Source organism: Stenotrophomonas sp. YJH_SMC_64, assembly GCF_059371375.1.
The window spans coordinates 20,452-36,802 of record NZ_JCAFUN010000015.1 but is presented as its reverse complement, the minus strand read 5'-3'; the positions used below and the strand labels follow the sequence as shown (position 1 = coordinate 36,802).

Annotated in this window: 13 protein-coding genes, 1 tRNA gene and 1 pseudogene; 7 read left to right on the top strand and 8 right to left on the bottom strand. The window is 62.4% G+C overall.

Features of this window, described 5'->3' with window-relative positions:
* Positions 1 to 206: 206 nt before the first annotated feature.
* Complete coding sequence (locus AC5P9L_RS16550) at positions 207 to 461, bottom strand: hypothetical protein (protein ID WP_161771008.1); 255 nt, start codon at positions 459 to 461, stop codon at positions 207 to 209.
* A gap of 118 nt (positions 462 to 579) precedes the next feature.
* Here AC5P9L_RS16550 and AC5P9L_RS16545 point away from each other — a divergent pair, with 118 nt between their 5' ends.
* The 5 genes and pseudogenes from AC5P9L_RS16545 to AC5P9L_RS16525 form a co-directional block, all read left to right on the top strand.
* Positions 580 to 3,381: a UvrD-helicase domain-containing protein gene (locus AC5P9L_RS16545; RefSeq protein ID WP_161771007.1), complete on the top strand. Its 2,802-nt coding sequence runs from the start codon at positions 580 to 582 to the stop codon at positions 3,379 to 3,381.
* A 365-nt stretch (positions 3,382 to 3,746) separates the two neighbouring features.
* Entirely contained in the window at positions 3,747 to 4,901 is a 1,155-nt protein-coding gene (locus AC5P9L_RS16540) for a hypothetical protein (RefSeq protein ID WP_161771006.1), read from the top strand.
* A 295-nt stretch (positions 4,902 to 5,196) separates the two neighbouring features.
* On the top strand, positions 5,197 to 6,009 hold the full coding sequence (locus tag AC5P9L_RS16535; RefSeq protein WP_161771005.1) for a hypothetical protein: 813 nt from the start codon (positions 5,197 to 5,199) through the stop codon (positions 6,007 to 6,009).
* Positions 6,010 to 6,050: 41 nt separating this feature from the next.
* Positions 6,051 to 6,869 (top strand): NYN domain-containing protein, encoded by an 819-nt coding sequence (locus AC5P9L_RS16530; protein ID WP_056932592.1) that lies wholly within the window; start codon positions 6,051 to 6,053, stop codon positions 6,867 to 6,869.
* Positions 6,870 to 7,194: 325 nt separating this feature from the next.
* A pseudogene (locus AC5P9L_RS16525) lies at positions 7,195 to 7,829 on the top strand (transposase); the annotation flags it as partial.
* Positions 7,830 to 8,004: 175 nt separating this feature from the next.
* On the opposite strand, the gene AC5P9L_RS16520 reads toward AC5P9L_RS16525, so the two are convergent.
* From AC5P9L_RS16520 to birA, 5 genes are all read right to left on the bottom strand, one after another.
* Positions 8,005 to 9,201: a tyrosine-type recombinase/integrase gene (locus tag AC5P9L_RS16520; protein ID WP_423159927.1), complete on the bottom strand. Its 1,197-nt coding sequence runs from the start codon at positions 9,199 to 9,201 to the stop codon at positions 8,005 to 8,007.
* A gap of 197 nt (positions 9,202 to 9,398) precedes the next feature.
* A tRNA-Thr gene (locus AC5P9L_RS16515) sits at positions 9,399 to 9,474 on the bottom strand.
* 40 nt (positions 9,475 to 9,514) lie between these two features.
* A complete protein-coding gene (locus tag AC5P9L_RS16510) occupies positions 9,515 to 10,375 on the bottom strand; it encodes an SPOR domain-containing protein (RefSeq protein ID WP_262101535.1) in 861 nt (286 codons plus the stop codon).
* 9 nt (positions 10,376 to 10,384) lie between these two features.
* Positions 10,385 to 11,116, bottom strand: coding sequence for a type III pantothenate kinase (locus AC5P9L_RS16505; protein ID WP_005407698.1), 732 nt, complete (start codon positions 11,114 to 11,116; stop codon positions 10,385 to 10,387).
* Positions 11,113 to 12,078, bottom strand: coding sequence for a bifunctional biotin--[acetyl-CoA-carboxylase] ligase/biotin operon repressor BirA (birA, locus tag AC5P9L_RS16500; RefSeq protein WP_043035430.1), 966 nt, complete (start codon positions 12,076 to 12,078; stop codon positions 11,113 to 11,115). Before birA ends, AC5P9L_RS16505 begins: the two co-directional genes overlap by 4 nt.
* Positions 12,079 to 12,222: 144 nt before the next feature.
* On the opposite strand from birA, the gene AC5P9L_RS16495 reads away from it, so the two are divergent.
* Together AC5P9L_RS16495 and AC5P9L_RS16490 are read left to right on the top strand one after the other, a co-directional pair.
* Positions 12,223 to 12,501 (top strand): hypothetical protein, encoded by a 279-nt coding sequence (locus AC5P9L_RS16495; protein ID WP_005411956.1) that lies wholly within the window; start codon positions 12,223 to 12,225, stop codon positions 12,499 to 12,501.
* Entirely contained in the window at positions 12,468 to 13,259 is a 792-nt protein-coding gene (locus AC5P9L_RS16490) for a M90 family metallopeptidase (protein WP_164281618.1), read from the top strand. The genes AC5P9L_RS16495 and AC5P9L_RS16490 overlap by 34 nt, the downstream gene beginning before the upstream one ends.
* Before the next feature lie 943 nt (positions 13,260 to 14,202).
* Here the strand turns inward: AC5P9L_RS16490 and AC5P9L_RS16485 are convergent.
* Both AC5P9L_RS16485 and AC5P9L_RS16480 read right to left on the bottom strand, forming a co-directional pair.
* Positions 14,203 to 15,627 (bottom strand): ATP-binding protein, encoded by a 1,425-nt coding sequence (locus tag AC5P9L_RS16485; protein ID WP_005407694.1) that lies wholly within the window; start codon positions 15,625 to 15,627, stop codon positions 14,203 to 14,205.
* 25 nt (positions 15,628 to 15,652) lie between these two features.
* Entirely contained in the window at positions 15,653 to 16,336 is a 684-nt protein-coding gene (locus AC5P9L_RS16480; protein ID WP_004136763.1) for a response regulator transcription factor, read from the bottom strand.
* Between the last annotated feature and the right edge of the window lie 15 nt (positions 16,337 to 16,351).

Genomic DNA, 16,351 nt, shown 5'->3' with positions numbered 1-16,351 from the left:
GCGACTACCTTACTAAGCAACGCCGCCGTTCGATATAATATTTCGAAATACCGCCATCATTTCAAAGTTGACGACTGCGGGCAAAAATTGAACTTCAGCAACGGGTCGGATGACGCCCCGCAGCCAGACGCCGCGGTTCGTTTGTCTAGAACATCTTGGGCGATTCAACCTGAGCGACTCATTATCCAGATTGAATTTCACTAATTTCAGCCTAGGTGAATCCCTTTGTTAGAGGCAGTTCGCTTCTTGAGAATCCAACTACCTAACAGGTAGCCAACCACAATGGTCACCAGCTGCAATAGAAGCAGCCACATGGTGAAAATGCTACCAAACAACGTAAAGGCTACCCATATGAAAGCTGCGGCCTTAAGCCACCCTCTTCCAAGCAAGGCGGCACACATCAAGCTGGCAACAATTACCAGCTGGAAACCTAAGACCCCCAACCCCAGCAATGCGATCACTTTGAACTCCCCAGATCAACTTCAATGATCCATCATAACCCGGCTACCCTAGCCTGACCTTGTGAACCAACAGCGCCTTTGGCCGCTATCATAGGGAGCACAATGATTGGGGAGTCGAATGGGGTTTTGGAGTCCTTCTAGCTGGGGGAAGTCGTTCACAGGCTCAGGAAACTGGTGGCTGACGCTATCAGATGACTTGCTGAAGTTAAATGCAAACTCCAGGAGCTATGAAGCCAGAATCACAAGATCATCCCCCATCGAAATCAATGAGGGCATCTTCTGGACCGACCTCACCCTAAGGGTGAAGGGCCAAGACAGCATCAGAGTGGATGGAATTCCCAACGCACACGGCCGGGCCATCCGGCAGGCCATCGCAGCGGTCGTAGAAGAGAAGCGTGTAGCCGCCGCTCGGCTAGAACTCGAAACCAGACTCAAGTCTCGGCGCGAACGATTCATCGCGGCCATAGAGCCAATTTTGAGTTGGCATTACGAAATCCTGCGGGATGTTGCCCGCCACCGCCAGGAGCGCAGGTGGATTACTTCCGAATCCCTGCGCCGCTATATGGACAGCAAGCCAGTTCCTTTGGTAACCACGTCTGAGCTCATCCAGATGCTCGCCGAGGCTGATATACAAGCGTTCCTAGGTGACAAACTCAAAGTAGCTCAAACAGCCACCAAGTTGTGGAGCGCCAATCTCAAGGGAGCTGTGGCTAGGCGCAACGAGGAACACGTGAAAGCCGAGTTGGTGGCTTGCAAGAACCTGTTCGACAGCATCGAGAAGATGCCACTGACTGAGGAGCAGGCAAGAGCTGTCATCTGCTTTGACAACCGGGTGCAAGTCATCGCCTCTGCGGGCTCAGGCAAGACCTCCACGATGGTGGCTAAGGCCGCTTATGCGGTGGACCGCGGGCTCATAGCGCCAGAGCGCATATGCATGTTGGCCTTCAATGACTCCGCTTCCAAGGAGCTACAGAAACGTATTGAGTTGGGATTGAAGCGCATCGGCAGGGAAGACGTGAAGGTTGCCGCGATGACCTTTCATAAGTTTGGCCTGGACGTCATCGGCAAAGCCACCGGCAGGAAGCCACGCATCGCCAGCTGGGTGGAACAAGAAAGGGACGCAGAGAAGCTCGAGGATCTCATTGATGGCTTGAAGGATCGGAGCAAGACCTTCAGAACCCAATGGGACCTGTTCCGCGTCGTTTTCAGTCGAGACATCCCAAAATTTGGCGTGGAAACGGATCATGAGGACTACGACAAGATTTCGGGAAAGACGGGCTTTAGCACCCTGAAAGGTGATGTCGTCAAAAGCGAGCAGGAACGAACGTTAGCGGATTGGCTGTTCTACAACGGCATTCCCTACATTTACGAACGTCCCTACGAGCACCCCACAGCTACTGCTGACCACAGCCAATATCATCCCGACTTCTACTACCCTACTATGGCGCTTTACCACGAGCATCAGGCGCTCGATGGCGAGGGGAAGCCACCGGATAAATTTCCCCGCTACATGGAGAAGGTCATCTGGGCAAGGGAGCAACACGCGCACTTCCAGACCGACTGCATCGAAACGACCTCGGCCCAGATGTGGGACGGATCGGCCTTTGACCACCTGGAGGCTGAGTTCAAGAAGCGTGGTGTGACGCTTGACCCCGATCCCAACCGCCCGGTTGCAGGCCGAGAGCCGTTGAAACACGGAGACTTGGTGAGGCTTTTCCGTAGTTTCATCACCCATGCCAAGAGCAACTGCCTATCCGTGGCCGAACTGCGTAAGCGCATCAAAGCTGAAGACTTTGATGCTTTCACCTACCGTCACAAGCTCTTCTTGGCCCTGTACGGCCCCATTAGGAATGCATGGGATGAAGCCCTGACCGATGCCGATGCGATCGACTTCGAAGACATGCTCAACATGGCCGGCGAGCATTTGGAAGCGGGTAACTGGAACTCGCCCTATGAGCTGATCATGGTCGATGAATTCCAGGACGCTTCATGGGCGCGGGCGAGGATGTCGCAAGCTCTAGTAAAGCAGCCTGGTCGATTCTTGTTTGTGGTGGGCGATGACTGGCAAAGTATCAACCGCTTTGCGGGTGCTGATATCTCGGTGATGACTGGCTTTCGGGACTGGTGTGGAGACGCCCAAGTGCTCAAGCTGGAACGCACATTCCGTTGCCCACAAGCCTTGTGCGATGCATCCAGTGCATTCGTCATGAAAAACGAAAAGCAAATCCCTAAGAAGGTTCGGTCTGAAACACTACAGATTGGCCCGGTGCTACAAGCCTTCCAGGTGCTAGACAGAACTCGCATCCGAGGCGCTGTCCGGTTGCACCTGCAATCCATCTACGAGCAGCTTCGCGATGGCTCGCATCCACTGGGAAAGAACGGAAAGGTGTCGGTCTACGTCCTGGGCCGCTACAACGCCGATGAGCATTACGTACCTCCCAGCTGGAAGAGCGACTTCGGCGACAAGATGGCAGTGGAGTTCCATACCATCCACAAATCGAAAGGCTCGGAGGCTGACTACATCGTTCTTCCCCACTTGGCCAAGCATGGTTTTCCTAGTCGCAAGGAGGACGATCCGGTGCTACGCCTGGCGATGCCAGCTGAAGACCCCTACCCCAAGTCAGAAGAACGTCGGCTGTTCTATGTAGCGTTGACTCGTGCCAGACGCTCGGTGGCGATGTTCACCGTGCAAGGCCGCGAGTCTCCCTTCCTCATTGAACTGATGAAGGGCGGCTGGGTTGAAGTACTAGACGCCGATGGCGAGCCGTCAACCGCCATCGTCTGCCCAAGGTGTCGGAATGGAGTAATGGTGCAGAAGTCCGGCCGTAATGGTCCTTTTATGTCATGCACCAACTTCCCACCCTGCAAGAAGACAATGAACATCCCCCATATGCCGACATCTGGGCAACGGACAGTCTGACCTTGTGCATCTTTGGCCATAGTCTGATGCGCTTTGGAAGCGAATCAGAACAGCAGCCGAGGCCGACCCCGACCAACGCCACATCCGCGGATGTCCACTCCCACTTCGGACAGGAATCAGGTCTCTCTGGCCGGCCCCACTCGGCGGTCAGCCACAGCTGGAGCGATGAAGCAGGGCACCAGCGCACGCAGTTATAGTGCGCTTGGAATCCCGGTGGCGAAAGGCATACACTGGCTGCGGCGCCCGCCCTGCTTGCACACGAGCAAAACAGGTCTTATCCCATGATCGACTCTTCTTCTGGCCAGCTGCCGGGGACTTAAACGTGTGCGCCTGACCCGGATTGACTTGGCCGTCGAGGATGAGTCATGACCATCAAGCAATATGCCTTTCATGTCCATGCGTACCTTCGGGCGCAAGGCTCCGCGCCGCTTACCCGCAGCCAAGTCCATGAGCTACTGGCGGCCGCCGCCGGATTCGCTACTCATGCCGCGTTCCATCACCAAGCCGCGTGGTGCGACTTGGCTTGGCGTGATACTGGCCTCGCGCCGGATGAGTACCGTGTCACTCAGCGGTGTCTTCACTTTGGGCTGTCGCCTGAGGAGGCCCTGCGCGCAACCCAGAGCTTGACCAACTTCCTCCGCGCATCCGGCTACGCGCCGGTACGCTTTGAGGAGCTGATCGCCGCGCTCGCTAGCAATGAAGACGAGTGGGTGGAGGCAGACGAAGCGGAGTCGCCTGTCGTTGCCCAGTCGCCGTCGATTGCTCTAATCAGCCGCATTCAGCAAAGCTTTGATGCCATGCTCGGCGACCTTCCATTGCTGCTCGAAGGGTTGGAGGCGGCCGCGGCACGCGGCATAGCGGCTGCGCACCTAGCGATCGCGCGCATGCTCGAGCCGCATGGGGGTCTGTCAGACGAGGACGACCGCCGTTTCGGTCGCGAACTGCGCCGGCGTGGTCAGTGGTCGGTCGAGCCCGTGGACTTAGCGGAGATCGCGGTGGGCGTAGACAGGTTCATTCGGGTGGCGGCCAAACATCGGCATCACCTCCTTGCAGCGGCACGGGGCGGGGATAGGCGCGCAATGCTGCTTACCGCGGAGCGCTACGGTGATCCAGGAGCGCTCGAGCTCGAGCCGTCGGACAAGATTGATCCTTACGCTATGGCTGACTTGGCCGATGCGCATGATCGACCCGAGCTGGCCTACCAATGGCTGACAGTGCTCGCACAAAAGGGGGATGTATCCGCCATGCGCGAACTCATCGAAGAACGAGGCGAGACACCGTTCCGTGCATGGGTCTGGATGCACCTGTCGCGCATGCTGGGTCGGGACCTGAGCCAGGACCGGCATGAAGCAATCAACGATGACGGGACTCCGTATGACGACGATGTCGGCGGACCAGCGTATGTCGGTGGCTTCGACGGAATCGAATTGACGCCACTCGCGACCGAAGAGAACAGGCGCGCCCAAGAAGAGGCTACTCAGTTCTTCGCCGCAATCGAAGAGCGCTACGAACTGACCTGATCAAGGTCGATCACGGGCGGGCTCCCGCTCAAGGAGGCCCGCCCAAATCTTCGCATGGACGTGGGCCATACGCGGCCCCTCAGGTTGGCCTCACGCTTCGTGGTAAGGGGGTTGCGTCGCTACCATCGACCAGGGTCCGCCATCGGCCAATAACAGACATTGCCAATGCGCCTATACGGCTTAGGACGTCGGCACGCCTTCAACTCCCGCCCCTGGGTCCCGTAGGCCATAGACGCCAAACGGCGTTGCACTTCCGCACATTGTGCCGCACAATGTGCGAACACCGGAGACATAGATGGATTGGGAATATACGTATCGAGCAGCGACTGCCAGGCACAGGCCAACAGGCCTGGTGTTTCGCATTGCCTATAACTCGACTGCGCCTGGCTGGGTGATTTCTCTCGAGGGAGAAAGGCTCCCCTCGGTCGAGGCTGCCCACGTCGCCGCACTGCGCGACGAGCTTCATCAACTAGTGCACGATGCCCACACGCAAAGGCGGGTGTCCGAGCTTTTGCATGGCCCGTACAACGGCGACTACAGCCACGTGGCAGCAATTCTGAGCAGGCAAACACGAAAGAAGGTCTCTGTGCGCACGCTTCAGGCGTGGATGATGCCTGCTGGCCGCCCGAGCAGCCGCCGATGCCCGGAGTGGGCCCTGTTGGCACTAGAGCAATACCTGGCGAGCAATCCCCGAGCGCCGGCCGACTGGCAAGAGACGAGCAGCATTCTTCGCAGCACGCCTAGCGGACAAACACTGGCGTTCCATACCCAACTGCGTGATCAGCGCTCCTTACAACTTGCCGAGGCCGAGATTGCAGAGGAAGAAGCCACGCTCCACAAGTGGCGGTCCGCCGACCTAATGGAATTGGCCCAGCGGTTGACGGAAATGGAGATCAGCTCCCGGCGCGCCACAAGCAACCATGCAGATATGATCGGCCAGATCGTTGCGTTGACCCGTTCCTGCGCGACCTTCGAAGAGTTTCGAGCACAGCTTGATGAAGCGTTAAGGCGGAAGCTTGATCTCGATTACACGGTCAGGCAAATCGTAAGCGACCTTCGCAAGGGTCGTGGAGAGTTCGCTAGCCCTGATGGAACACTTCCTGAATGATTCGGCGGACGCCTGCCGACTCCTCACAGCATGCAACGCAAATGAACGCATTTCAAAGCTCGGACCAGTCGACGGTTGCGCTGTACTGGGATTTCGAAAATATCCATGCAAGCGTATTGGACCGCCGAAAGGGCGTGGGCGCTTACAAGCAAACACGCTTTACCAATCAAGAGCCCGTGATCGACGTCGAAGCTCTGATGGAATTCATAGCTTCGCTCGGTTCGGTGGCCATCAACCGGGCCTACGGCAATTGGCAATGGTTCTCACGATACCGCGAAGTCCTCCTGCACAACGCGGTCGAACTGATCCAGCTGTTCCCGCCAGGTGCCTCCGCAAAGAACGGTGCGGACATCAAGCTATGTCTGGACGCTACCGAGGACATCATCCGGTTTCCGCACATCACGACGATCGTCATCGTGGGAGGCGACAGCGATTTCCTGCCTGTTGCACAGAAGATCAAAGCTGCCGGAAAGACGTTGGTGGGCGTGGGCTGCGAAGCAACAACCAATCGCCACTGGGCTCATAGCTGCCACGAATTCAGATACTACGAGTCCCTTCTGATAGACGGCACCAAGCCGGCCGCCTGCGAAGACCCGAACGAGGATATAGCTCCTGCACCTGCTGACCCTGTCGACTTGATTCGCAGAGCGATTTTGCGCCTTTCAGCGAATCGAGGAGACCCATGGGTTCTTAAGGCCGCGATTCGGCCTATGGTTAAACGGCTCGACCCGACTTTTGACGAAAGTACTTATAACGCCTCTAACTTCGCCGATCTGCTGAAGAAGCACTCCGATGTCTTCGAGGTCAGAAAGGGGCAGCACGACCAAGAATTTCGCATCAAAGCTACAGCGGCGGCCTAGCTAATTGTTCGCTAGCCAGAAACATATCGCGCGTGCCGTCACCTGACCGTAGAGTCCTTCATGACCACTTTTTACTACGAGTGTTACAACTGTCAGCGCACCGTTCGTTCCGAAGACGTGGACGACGGACATAGTGGCTTTGAACGCATATACGACCAAGACTGCGGCTGCATTGATCGTCAGCGCGAGGCCAAGCGGAACGAAGAGTGGGACGACTGATATTGGGCGCCTAGCCCGGTGGGTCGGCAATGTCCGCTGTGGGTCGCGGATTCAATTGATCGATGCAACACACTGAAGGCCGCTTGGCGCGGCGGGAGTGTTGCAGATGAAGTACGGGACAAGGATCTACTACAGCGAGAGCCAGAAGGCGCTGATGTGGGATCGTTGGCGTCGGGGCGAGTCCTTGCAGCAGATCGCCCAGTTGTTCGATCGTAACCACTCCTCCGTACAGAGGATCCTGGCCTTGTCAGGCGGGATCCGACCGCCTGAGCGTCGAAGATCCACCCGGCACTCAGCTTGGGCGAGCGAGAAGAGATATCGCGCGGGATCGCCGCAGGCCAATCGATGCGGACCATCGCCGCCGCCTTGGGTCGAGCGCCTTCCACGGTGAGCCACGAACTCCGTCGTAATGAAGGACCGCAAGGGTACCGCGCCACGCAAGCCGATCCTGCGGCATGGAATCGAGCACGGCGTCCCAAGCCCTGTAAGCTGGCCGTGCATCGGGACCTGGCGCGACACGTCGCGATCAAGCTCAAGCGGCAATGGTCGCCGGAGCAGGTGGCCGGCTGGCTCCGGCACACGTATCCCGGCCAGACGAGCCGTCAGGTGTCCCACGAAACCATCTACCGCACGCTCTACATCCAGTCCCGCGGCGCGCTGAAGCAGGAGCTGCTGGCTCACCTGCGTCGCACGCGGGTCATGCGGCGTTCGCGTCACCACACCCAAAAGACCGAGAACAACTAACAGGGTCAGGTTCACTTCTGATCGCTCATGATGCACAAGGCCCGCATCTCTGCGGGCCTCGTCGTTTAACATGATGCACTGTCCGCTTCGGGTCGAAAGCAGCCACTTCTTCTGACACAAATGTCGACGCCACATCCGATGAACGCACAAGGGCACGTCAGTCTCAGCCAAACTATCCAACAAGCTTCAATTTTGGCTTCGAATTCTGCACCTTCAGCTTGTCGAGATAGTCAGCCCATGCCTGCATCATCCGCCTCCGCTCCGGTAGATGTTCCGCACGGTTGTAGGCCGCCTTGATGGGATTCCGCTCGGAGTGCGCCAACTGGCGTTCAATGGCGTCAGAAGTCCATCCCTGCTCATGCAGCAAGGTGGAAGCCATGCTCCGGAATCCGTGTCCCGTCATGTCATCGGTGCCATAGCCCAGCCTACGGAGTGCTGCGTTTACCGTGTTCTCACTCATTGGATCACGCAGGCTACGAATGGAAGGGAACACATAGCGACTCTTGCCCGTGACCGGCTGCAACTCCCTCAGGATCGCAATGGCTTGCTTTGAAAGAGGGACGATATGGGCAACACCCATTTTCATCTTCTCGGCAGGGATGCTCCATTGCCCGGCATCGAGGTCAATCTCGGCCCATTCCGCCTTACGCAACTCACCGGGGCGCGTGAACACCAACGGAGCAAACTTCAATGCGCACAGCGTCGTGAGCTGTCCCGTATAGCCATCGATAGCCCGTAACAGTTCGCCAACCTTGACTGGGTCTGTGATCGACGCATAGTGGCGGTTCTTCGCAGTTTTCAATGCGCCCCGCAATGCGCTGGTAGGGTCACGATCAAGCCTCCCGGTAGCAACTGCGTAGCGGAACACCTGGCCACAGATCTGGCGAAGACGCTGCGTGGACTCGATCTTCTCCTGTGCCTCCAGCCGACGCAGCACCGCAAGCACTTCTGCCGTACTGATGTCCTCAATAGGCCGACGCCCCAGCCAGGGGAACGCATAGGTCTCAAGCATCCACTTGGCCTTGCTCCATGTGCTCTCGGCAAGGTCGCGGCGACTCTCCAGCCACTCCAGGGCAATCGCTTCAAAGCGACCATCTGCCGACAGTTGGGCCTTCAGCTTGACCAACTGCTTCTCCTCGGAAGGATCCTGCCCAGCCCGTAGTTGTGCTCGAGCAATGTCACGCTTCTCTACCGCCTCTTTGAGGGATATCTCGGGGTAGACACCGATTGACAGCAACTTCTCCTTCGCTCCATAGCGGTACTTCATCCGCCAATACCTGGATCCATTGGGCATCACTTGCAGGTACAAGCCAGCCCCTGCCGCCAACTTGTAAGGCTTATCCCTACCCTTGGCACTCCTTGCTGCCATATCAGTCAATGTCTTGCTGGCCATTGGGGGTACATCCTCCTGCTTGGCTCGAAGTTTACGAAATGCACCCCCAGCTGCACCCCCAATCATCTTGGATGTGGCTGGACGGGTGCGGACGGATAGGCACAAAAAAACCCGCTTTTTCAGCAGGTTTATTGTGCATCTTGGATTTGCTCGGACGCCACTGGATCAGGCGATGGTGCCGCTTATCCGAATCGAACGGATGACCTACTGTTTACAAGACAGTTGCTCTACCAACTGAGCTAAAGCGGCATGGGTGGATCACCGGCGGCAGCGCCGCGGTCCGGGGATTCTAGCGCAACCTTGCGCATTCCAGCGACCGGCTCTGTGCCGCCCCGCTGCGCTGCTGGGCCTGGGCCGGTTGCGTGCCTGCCGCCAGCTGCCCTTCCAGCCACCACTGCCCGGCGTCGCCGCTGGCGACAAGGCGCGGCTGGAAGCCGGCGGCCTGCACCGCCGCCATGCGCCGCTCGGCGCCTTCGCGGTTGCGGTACTGGCCCAGCGCCACGGCGTTGGCCTCCTCGCCTTGGCTGATGATGTAGTAGTCGCTCAGGCCAGCGGCGACGATGCGTTTCACGGTGGCCTGGGCTTCTTCGCGGTTGGCGGCGGCCGGCAGCATCACCCGGTAACGGGCACTGCCGCTGGCAGCAGGCTGTTCGCGCAGGCGCACCTGGCTGAGCAGCGTGCTGGCCTTGCCCTGCGCACTGGTAGCGGCGGCGCGGTCGGCGAACGGGCCCAGCGCGACGCAGCGCGGCGGCTCGGCGGCCGCGGGCGGGGTTGCGGGCTTCTCCGGTGCCGGTGCCGGGGTCGGGGTCGGTGCAGGCGGTGTTGCCGGCTTGGCAGCGGCAGCAACCGGCGTAGCCTCAGCCGCCTGCGGCTTGGCAATCTCCGGCTTGGCCGGGGCGGCGGGCGCCGGCGTTACAGCCACGGCCGTCTTCTCCGCCGGTTCGCGCTCCATCAACGGCGCGGTCGGCGCGGCGGCCGTGGCTTCGGCGGCCGCAGCGGCATCCACGCCACCGGGCACCCAGCGCAGCTCGGCCACGCCGGCGGGTTGCGGCGGCGGCGCAGGCTTCTGCGGTGCATCGCGCAGCAGCCACCAGCAGGCGACGCCAAGATTGAGGATGGCCAGTACGACGATCAGGGCACGGGTCAGCATGCGCGGATACTAGCCTGCGGGCTGGTGCACCGCCCAGCGGGCGAGGCCATCCAGCACCAGCGAGGGGTGGTAGTCGGCGCCAGGCAGCAACGGCATCAGCGCCGGTGCGCCGCCACCATGCACCAGCAGCGAGGGCGCAACGCCCAGCAGCGTGTGCGCCTGCTGTGCGCTGCGTTCGATCAGTGCCACGGCCGCACCATCGCAGCCGGAGGCGAGCGCGTCGGCGGTGTCGTTGGCGAATTCGCTGTAGTCACCGCCGGTAGCCGGCAGCTGCACCGCGCGGGCATGCAGTGCTTCGCGCATGGTGGTGGGCGATGCGGAAATGCGGCCACCGTGGTGCTGGCCGTCGGCGTCGAGCAGATCAATCGTCAGTGCGGTGCCCACCCCGACCACCAGCACCGGGCGCTGCGCCTTGGCCGCGGCCAGCAGGGCCAGGAAGCGGTCCACACCGAATTTTTCGGGCTTGGCATAGGCAATGCGCACACCGGCGCATTCGGCGCTGGTACGCACCACGTGCACGTGCTCGAAGCGACGCTGCAGCTGGTCCAGCATCGCGCTGGTCAGCGACGGTGCGGCCACGCTGGCCACGAACGCGGTGGTGCCGCTGGGCAGGCTGTGCGGCGGCTGTCCGGCCATGCCTTCGGCGCCATGCGCCCAGGCCTGCACGTCACCGGCACGGTCACCCTGCAACGGCGCGAACTTGAAGCGCGAGTTGCCGAGGTCGAACAACCAATCGCTCATGCCGCCCTCACGCTGACTTCGCCGGCGTGCAGCAGGCGCTCACGGCCATCGATGCGCACGCGCAAGGCGCCGTCATCAGCCAGGCCGAGTGCGGTGCCATGCTGCCACTGCCCTTCCAGTTCCACCCGTACTTCGCGACCGGCCAGCATGTCGAACGCGGCGTAGCGCGGCAGGAAGGGAGCGAGGCCTTCGCGATCGAATTCTTCCAGTGCCGGCAGCAGGCGCGCCAGCACGGCAGCAACCACCACGTTGCGGTCCACCGGCTTGCCGGCCAGCGTGTCCAGGTCCACCCACGGCTGGGTGATCTGCTCGGCGAAGGACGGCGGCATGTGCGTGTTGATGCCGATGCCGATCACCGCGCGCGCCGGGCCGGCGTATTCGCCACCGCCTTCTGCGAGCAGGCCGACCAGCTTGCGGCCATCGACCAGCAGGTCGTTCGGCCACTTCAGCTGCGCCTGGGTGTAGCCCAGGTCGTGCAGCGCTTCGGCCACGGCGATGCCGGCCACCAGGCTCAGCCCGGCCAGGCGACCGAGGCCACCGGAAAACAGCCGCAGCACCGACAGGTAGATATGCGCGGCCAGCGGCGACGCCCACGTACGGCCGCGACGGCCGCGGCCGCCGGTCTGGCGCTCGGCCAGCAGGACGCTCACCCCGCGCTGGGGCGCGCTGCAACGCAGCAATTCGGCGTTGGTCGAGTCCACTGTCCAGGCGACCTGCAGGTCGTGCAGCAGGGCTTGGACGCCGGCAGGCAGGCCGGCACGGATCGCGTCCGGGTCCAGTAGGTCGACCGGGCGGGTCAGGCCATAGCCCTCACCTGCACGCCCCTCGATGTCTACACCGGCGGCTCTAAGTCCTTGAATACGCTTCCAAATGGCCGCCCGGGTCTGGCCCAGCTCACGGGCCAGGGCGTCGCCGGAGAGGCGACCGGCAGCGAGTTTGGCCAGCAATTGGCGGTCGTCCACGGCAGCTTCCACGAAGTCAGGAAGGAATTATGCGGGAAAGCCGCCAGCGGCGCCCGCCACGCTGGGTTCCGCGGGGGCTTCCAACGGGGCGCCGGGTTCGGGCTAGAATCGGGAACTCACCTTCCCTTAACGTGGATGTCGTCAATGCGCCGTTATGCCCATTGCCTGATCCTGCTGACGATGCCCTTCGCGGCGTCTGCGACGGCAGCGCTGGACGACAGCCGCGGCGCCTGCGTGTCCTCCAACGGCGATGCCGCTTCGCAGCGTGCACCGACCGCGACCGCTTCGGCCGCCACCACCAAGCCGGCACCGGTCCGCCCGGCAGCCAACACCAGCACGGGCGGCGGTGGCAGCGATGACGACGTGCTGCAGCGCATCCGCGCACCGAAGTGGCACAGCTACCTGCCGGGAATGTTCCGCTGATCAAGTCGCTGCTGCAGTGGCTGCGGCCTGCGCCGCGGCCGATCGACGATGTACTGTGGAATGAGGCCTGCCGCCGCGCCGCCTGGCTGCACGGTCTGGACGACGAACGCCGCGCGCGATTGCGCCTGCTGGCCACGCGCTTCCTGCACGAGAAGACCATTACCCCGATCAGCGAGCTGCAGCTGCATGCCGGCGATGGCGTGCTGCTGGCGGCACTGTGCTGCCTGCCGCTGCTGGAGTTCGGCAAGGTGGGTCTGGAAGGCTGGTCGCAGCTGATCGTCTACCCCGATGCATTCCGCGTACATCGCAGCCACATGGATGCGGCCGGCGTACTGCATGAGTGGGATGACGAACTGATTGGCGAGTCGTGGGACAGCGGTCCGTTGATCCTGTCGTGGGCCGATGTGCAGGCCGACCTGGCGACGCCGCACGAGGGCTACTGCGTGGCGGTGCACGAGATGGTGCACAAGCTGGATGCGCTGGATGGCGCGATGGACGGCACGCCGCCACTGCCGCGCGAGTGGCAGCGCGAGTGGGCAGCCACCTTCCAGCGTTCCTACGACGCCTTCTGCGCGCAGGTGGATGCCGGCGAGGAGACGTTGATCGACCCGTACGCGGCCGAGGCGCCGGAAGAGTTCTTCGCGGTGGCCAGCGAGTATCACTTCTCGGCACCGGATCTGCTGCAGCAGGCGTTGCCGGAGGTCGCCGCGCAGCTGCGGCGGTTCTACGGCGAGCCGCCAAAGATCGAAACACGGTAGTGCCGGCCGCTGGCCGGCAACCTGGCAATGCCACCGAAGATCATGAGGGTGCCGGCCAGCGGCCGGCACTACCGGATTGCGCACGCGCTGTTGCGTCAGGCGATGCCCGGCGGACGGGAACGCGTGGCTGCGGCGGTGCTACGGCGAGCCGCCAAAGGTCGAAACACGGTAGTGCCGGCCGCTGGCCGGCAACCTGGCAATGCCACCGAAGATCATGAGGGTGCCGGCCAGCGGCCGGCACTACCGGATTACGCACGCGTTATTGCGTCAGGCGACGCCCGGCGGACGGGAACGCGCAGCCGCGGCGGTTCCATGGCGAGCCGCTGACGATCGAAACACGGTAGTGCCAGCCGCTTGCCGGCAACCTGGCAATGCCACCGAAGATCATGAGGGTGCCGGCCAGCGGCCGGCACTACCGGACTACGCACGCGTTGTTGCGCCAGGCGATGTCCGGCGGACGGGAACGTGTGGCTGCGGCGGTTCTATGGCGAGCCGCCGACGATCGAAACACGGTAGTGCCGGTCGCTGGCCGGCGACCTGGCAATGCCACCGAAGATCATGAGGGTGCCGGCCAGCGGCCGGCACTACCGGAACACCACGCGCTGTTGCGTCAGGCGATGCCCGGCGGACGGGAACGCGCGGCTGCGGCGGTTCCATGGCGAGCCGCCGAAGATCGAAACACGGTAGTGCCGGCCGCTGGCCGGCAACCTGGCAACGCCACCGAAGATCATGAGGGTGCCGGCCAGCGGCCGGCACTGCCGGAATACCACGCGCTGTTGCGTCAGGCGATGCCCGGCGGACGGGAACGCGTGGCTGCGGCGGTTCTACGGCGAGCCGCCGACGATCAAAACACGGTAGTGCCGGGCGCTGGCCGGCAACCTGGCAATGCCACCGAAGATCATGAAGTTGCCGGCCAGCGGCCGGCACTACCGATTGCGAAGGTTTACGGCCCCGGCGGCAAACGCACTTCGAAACGGGCGCCGCCCAGTTCGCTGGAACGGCCGACGACCAGTTCGCCGCGGTAATCCTTGATCAGGTCCTGCACGATCGACAGGCCGATGCCGTGGCCCTGCACGCGCTCGTCGCCACGCACGCCACGCTGCAGCACCTTGCCGATGTCGTCCGGGGCAATGCCCGGGCCATCGTCGTCCACCGCCAGCAGCAGGCCAGCGCGGCGCGCGTTCGGTGCCGGCAGCGGCTGCGCGGTCAGCAGCACGCGGCGGTTGGCCCACTTGAAGGCGTTTTCCAGCAGGTTGCCGAGCAGTTCCTGCAGATCGCCCGGTTCGCCGTGGAAGCGCGCGGCCGGATCGATGTCGAACTCGCACAGCACGCCCTTGGAGGCGTAGACCTTCTCCAGGCCACGTACGATTTCCTCGGCGTTGGACTCGATCGGCAGCGGCGCGGAGAACAGCTTGTGGCCCGACGACGCAGCACGTGCCAGCTGGTACGAAACCAGGTTGTTCATGCGCTGCAGCTGCACGTCCAGCTCCTCGCGCAGCGCGCCATCGCCCGCGCCGCTGTCCATCTGCGTGCGCAGCACCGCAATGGGCGTCTTCAGGCTGTGTGCCAGGTCGGCCAGGGTATTGCGCTGACGCTCGAGGTTCTCGCGCTCGCTTTCAATGAAGGCGTTGATGCTGTCGGTCAGCGGTTCCAGCTCGCGCGGGTGGCGCTCGCTCATGCGCTCGGTCTCGCCGCGCTGCACCTTGGTCAGCTCGGTGATCACCCGACGCAGCGGACGCAGGCTCCACTGCAGGATGACGGTCTGCAGCAGCAGCAGGATCAGGCCGATGCCGCCCAGGTAGAACCAGACACGGCCGCGGAACACGCGCAGCTGCGCACCCAGCGCGCGCGAGTCTTCCATCACATAGATGGTGTACGGGAATTCGGTGGCCGGGTCGGCGTCGGCGTCCCACACCAGGCCCAGGCCATAGCGGTACACCGAGCCCTGGCTGCCGTCGATCTGGATCATCGGCAGCGGGCCTTCGAACACTTCCTGGCGTGGCGCCAGCAGGCCGCCGCCGACGGTGGGCAGCATCGGGCCTTCGGCGGACATCGAATTGCCCTTGCCGTGCGGCATCACTACCTGCAGGTACAGGCCACTGCCCGGCACGTCGAAGCGCGAATCCGGCGGCTGCTCGCGGATGTACAGCGAGCGGTCGCGGGTGAAGTCGATGCCGGCCGCGTACGCGGTGGCGTAGTTCTTCAGGCGCTCACGCAGGTTCGCCTTCGCCGTATCGGCGAAGGCGGCGTCGAGTGCGTAACCGGCCAGGGCCAGGAACGCGACCAGGCCCACGGACGCGGCAAGCATCTGGCGCGCCTGCAGGGAGCGCGGCCGCCAGCGTCGGAAGAACCACAGACGGCCGGACATCATGGTCTCGCCAGGCTGAGCCGGCTCAGCCCTCGTTGCGCGGAATCGCGAAACGGTAGCCGCGGCCGCGCACGGTCTCGATCGGCTTCAGTTCGCCATCCGGGTCCAGCTTCTTGCGCAGGCGGCCGATGAACACTTCCAGCACGTTCGAGTCGCGGTCGAAGTCCTGCTGGTAGATGTGCTCGGTGAGGTCGGCCTTGGAGACCAGTTCACCGGCGTGCATCATCAGGTACTCCAGCACCTTGTATTCGTAGCTGGTCAGGTCGACATTGCTGCCGGCCACGCTGACGGTCTGCGCAGCCAGGTCCAGGGCGACCGGGCCGCATTCCAGGGTCGGCTTGCTCCAGCCGGCAGCGCGGCGCAGCAGCGCGTTGACGCGGGCCAGCAGCTCTTCGACGTGGAACGGCTTGACCAGGTAGTCGTCGGCGCCCTGCTTCAGGCCTTCGACCTTGTCCTGCCAGCTCGAACGCGCGGTCAGGATCAGCACCGGGAACTTCTTGCCTTCGTCACGCAGGGCCTTGATCAGCTCCATGCCCGACATCTTGGGCAGGCCGAGGTCGATGATGCCGACATCGAACGGAACTTCGCGCCCCATGTAGAGGCCTTCCTCGCCGTCCTGCGCAGCATCGACGGCAAAGCCTTCGCGCTTGAGCCGGGCTGCCAGGGTCTCACGCAGCGGGGCTTCGTCTTCGACCAGAAGGATACGCATGAACTCTCCCTAGTG

Coding starts and splice junctions, on each gene's coding strand:
- AC5P9L_RS16545 (WP_161771007.1), top strand. CDS start 580: ATGGGGTTTTGGAGTCCTTCTAGCTGGGGGAAGTCGTTCACAGGCTCA.
- AC5P9L_RS16540 (WP_161771006.1), top strand. CDS start 3,747: ATGACCATCAAGCAATATGCCTTTCATGTCCATGCGTACCTTCGGGCG.
- AC5P9L_RS16535 (WP_161771005.1), top strand. CDS start 5,197: ATGGATTGGGAATATACGTATCGAGCAGCGACTGCCAGGCACAGGCCA.
- AC5P9L_RS16530 (WP_056932592.1), top strand. CDS start 6,051: ATGAACGCATTTCAAAGCTCGGACCAGTCGACGGTTGCGCTGTACTGG.
- AC5P9L_RS16520 (WP_423159927.1), bottom strand. CDS start 9,201: ATGGCAGCAAGGAGTGCCAAGGGTAGGGATAAGCCTTACAAGTTGGCG.
- AC5P9L_RS16510 (WP_262101535.1), bottom strand. CDS start 10,375: ATGCTGACCCGTGCCCTGATCGTCGTACTGGCCATCCTCAATCTTGGC.
- AC5P9L_RS16505 (WP_005407698.1), bottom strand. CDS start 11,116: ATGAGCGATTGGTTGTTCGACCTCGGCAACTCGCGCTTCAAGTTCGCG.
- AC5P9L_RS16495 (WP_005411956.1), top strand. CDS start 12,223: ATGCGCCGTTATGCCCATTGCCTGATCCTGCTGACGATGCCCTTCGCG.
- AC5P9L_RS16485 (WP_005407694.1), bottom strand. CDS start 15,627: ATGTCCGGCCGTCTGTGGTTCTTCCGACGCTGGCGGCCGCGCTCCCTG.
- AC5P9L_RS16480 (WP_004136763.1), bottom strand. CDS start 16,336: ATGCGTATCCTTCTGGTCGAAGACGAAGCCCCGCTGCGTGAGACCCTG.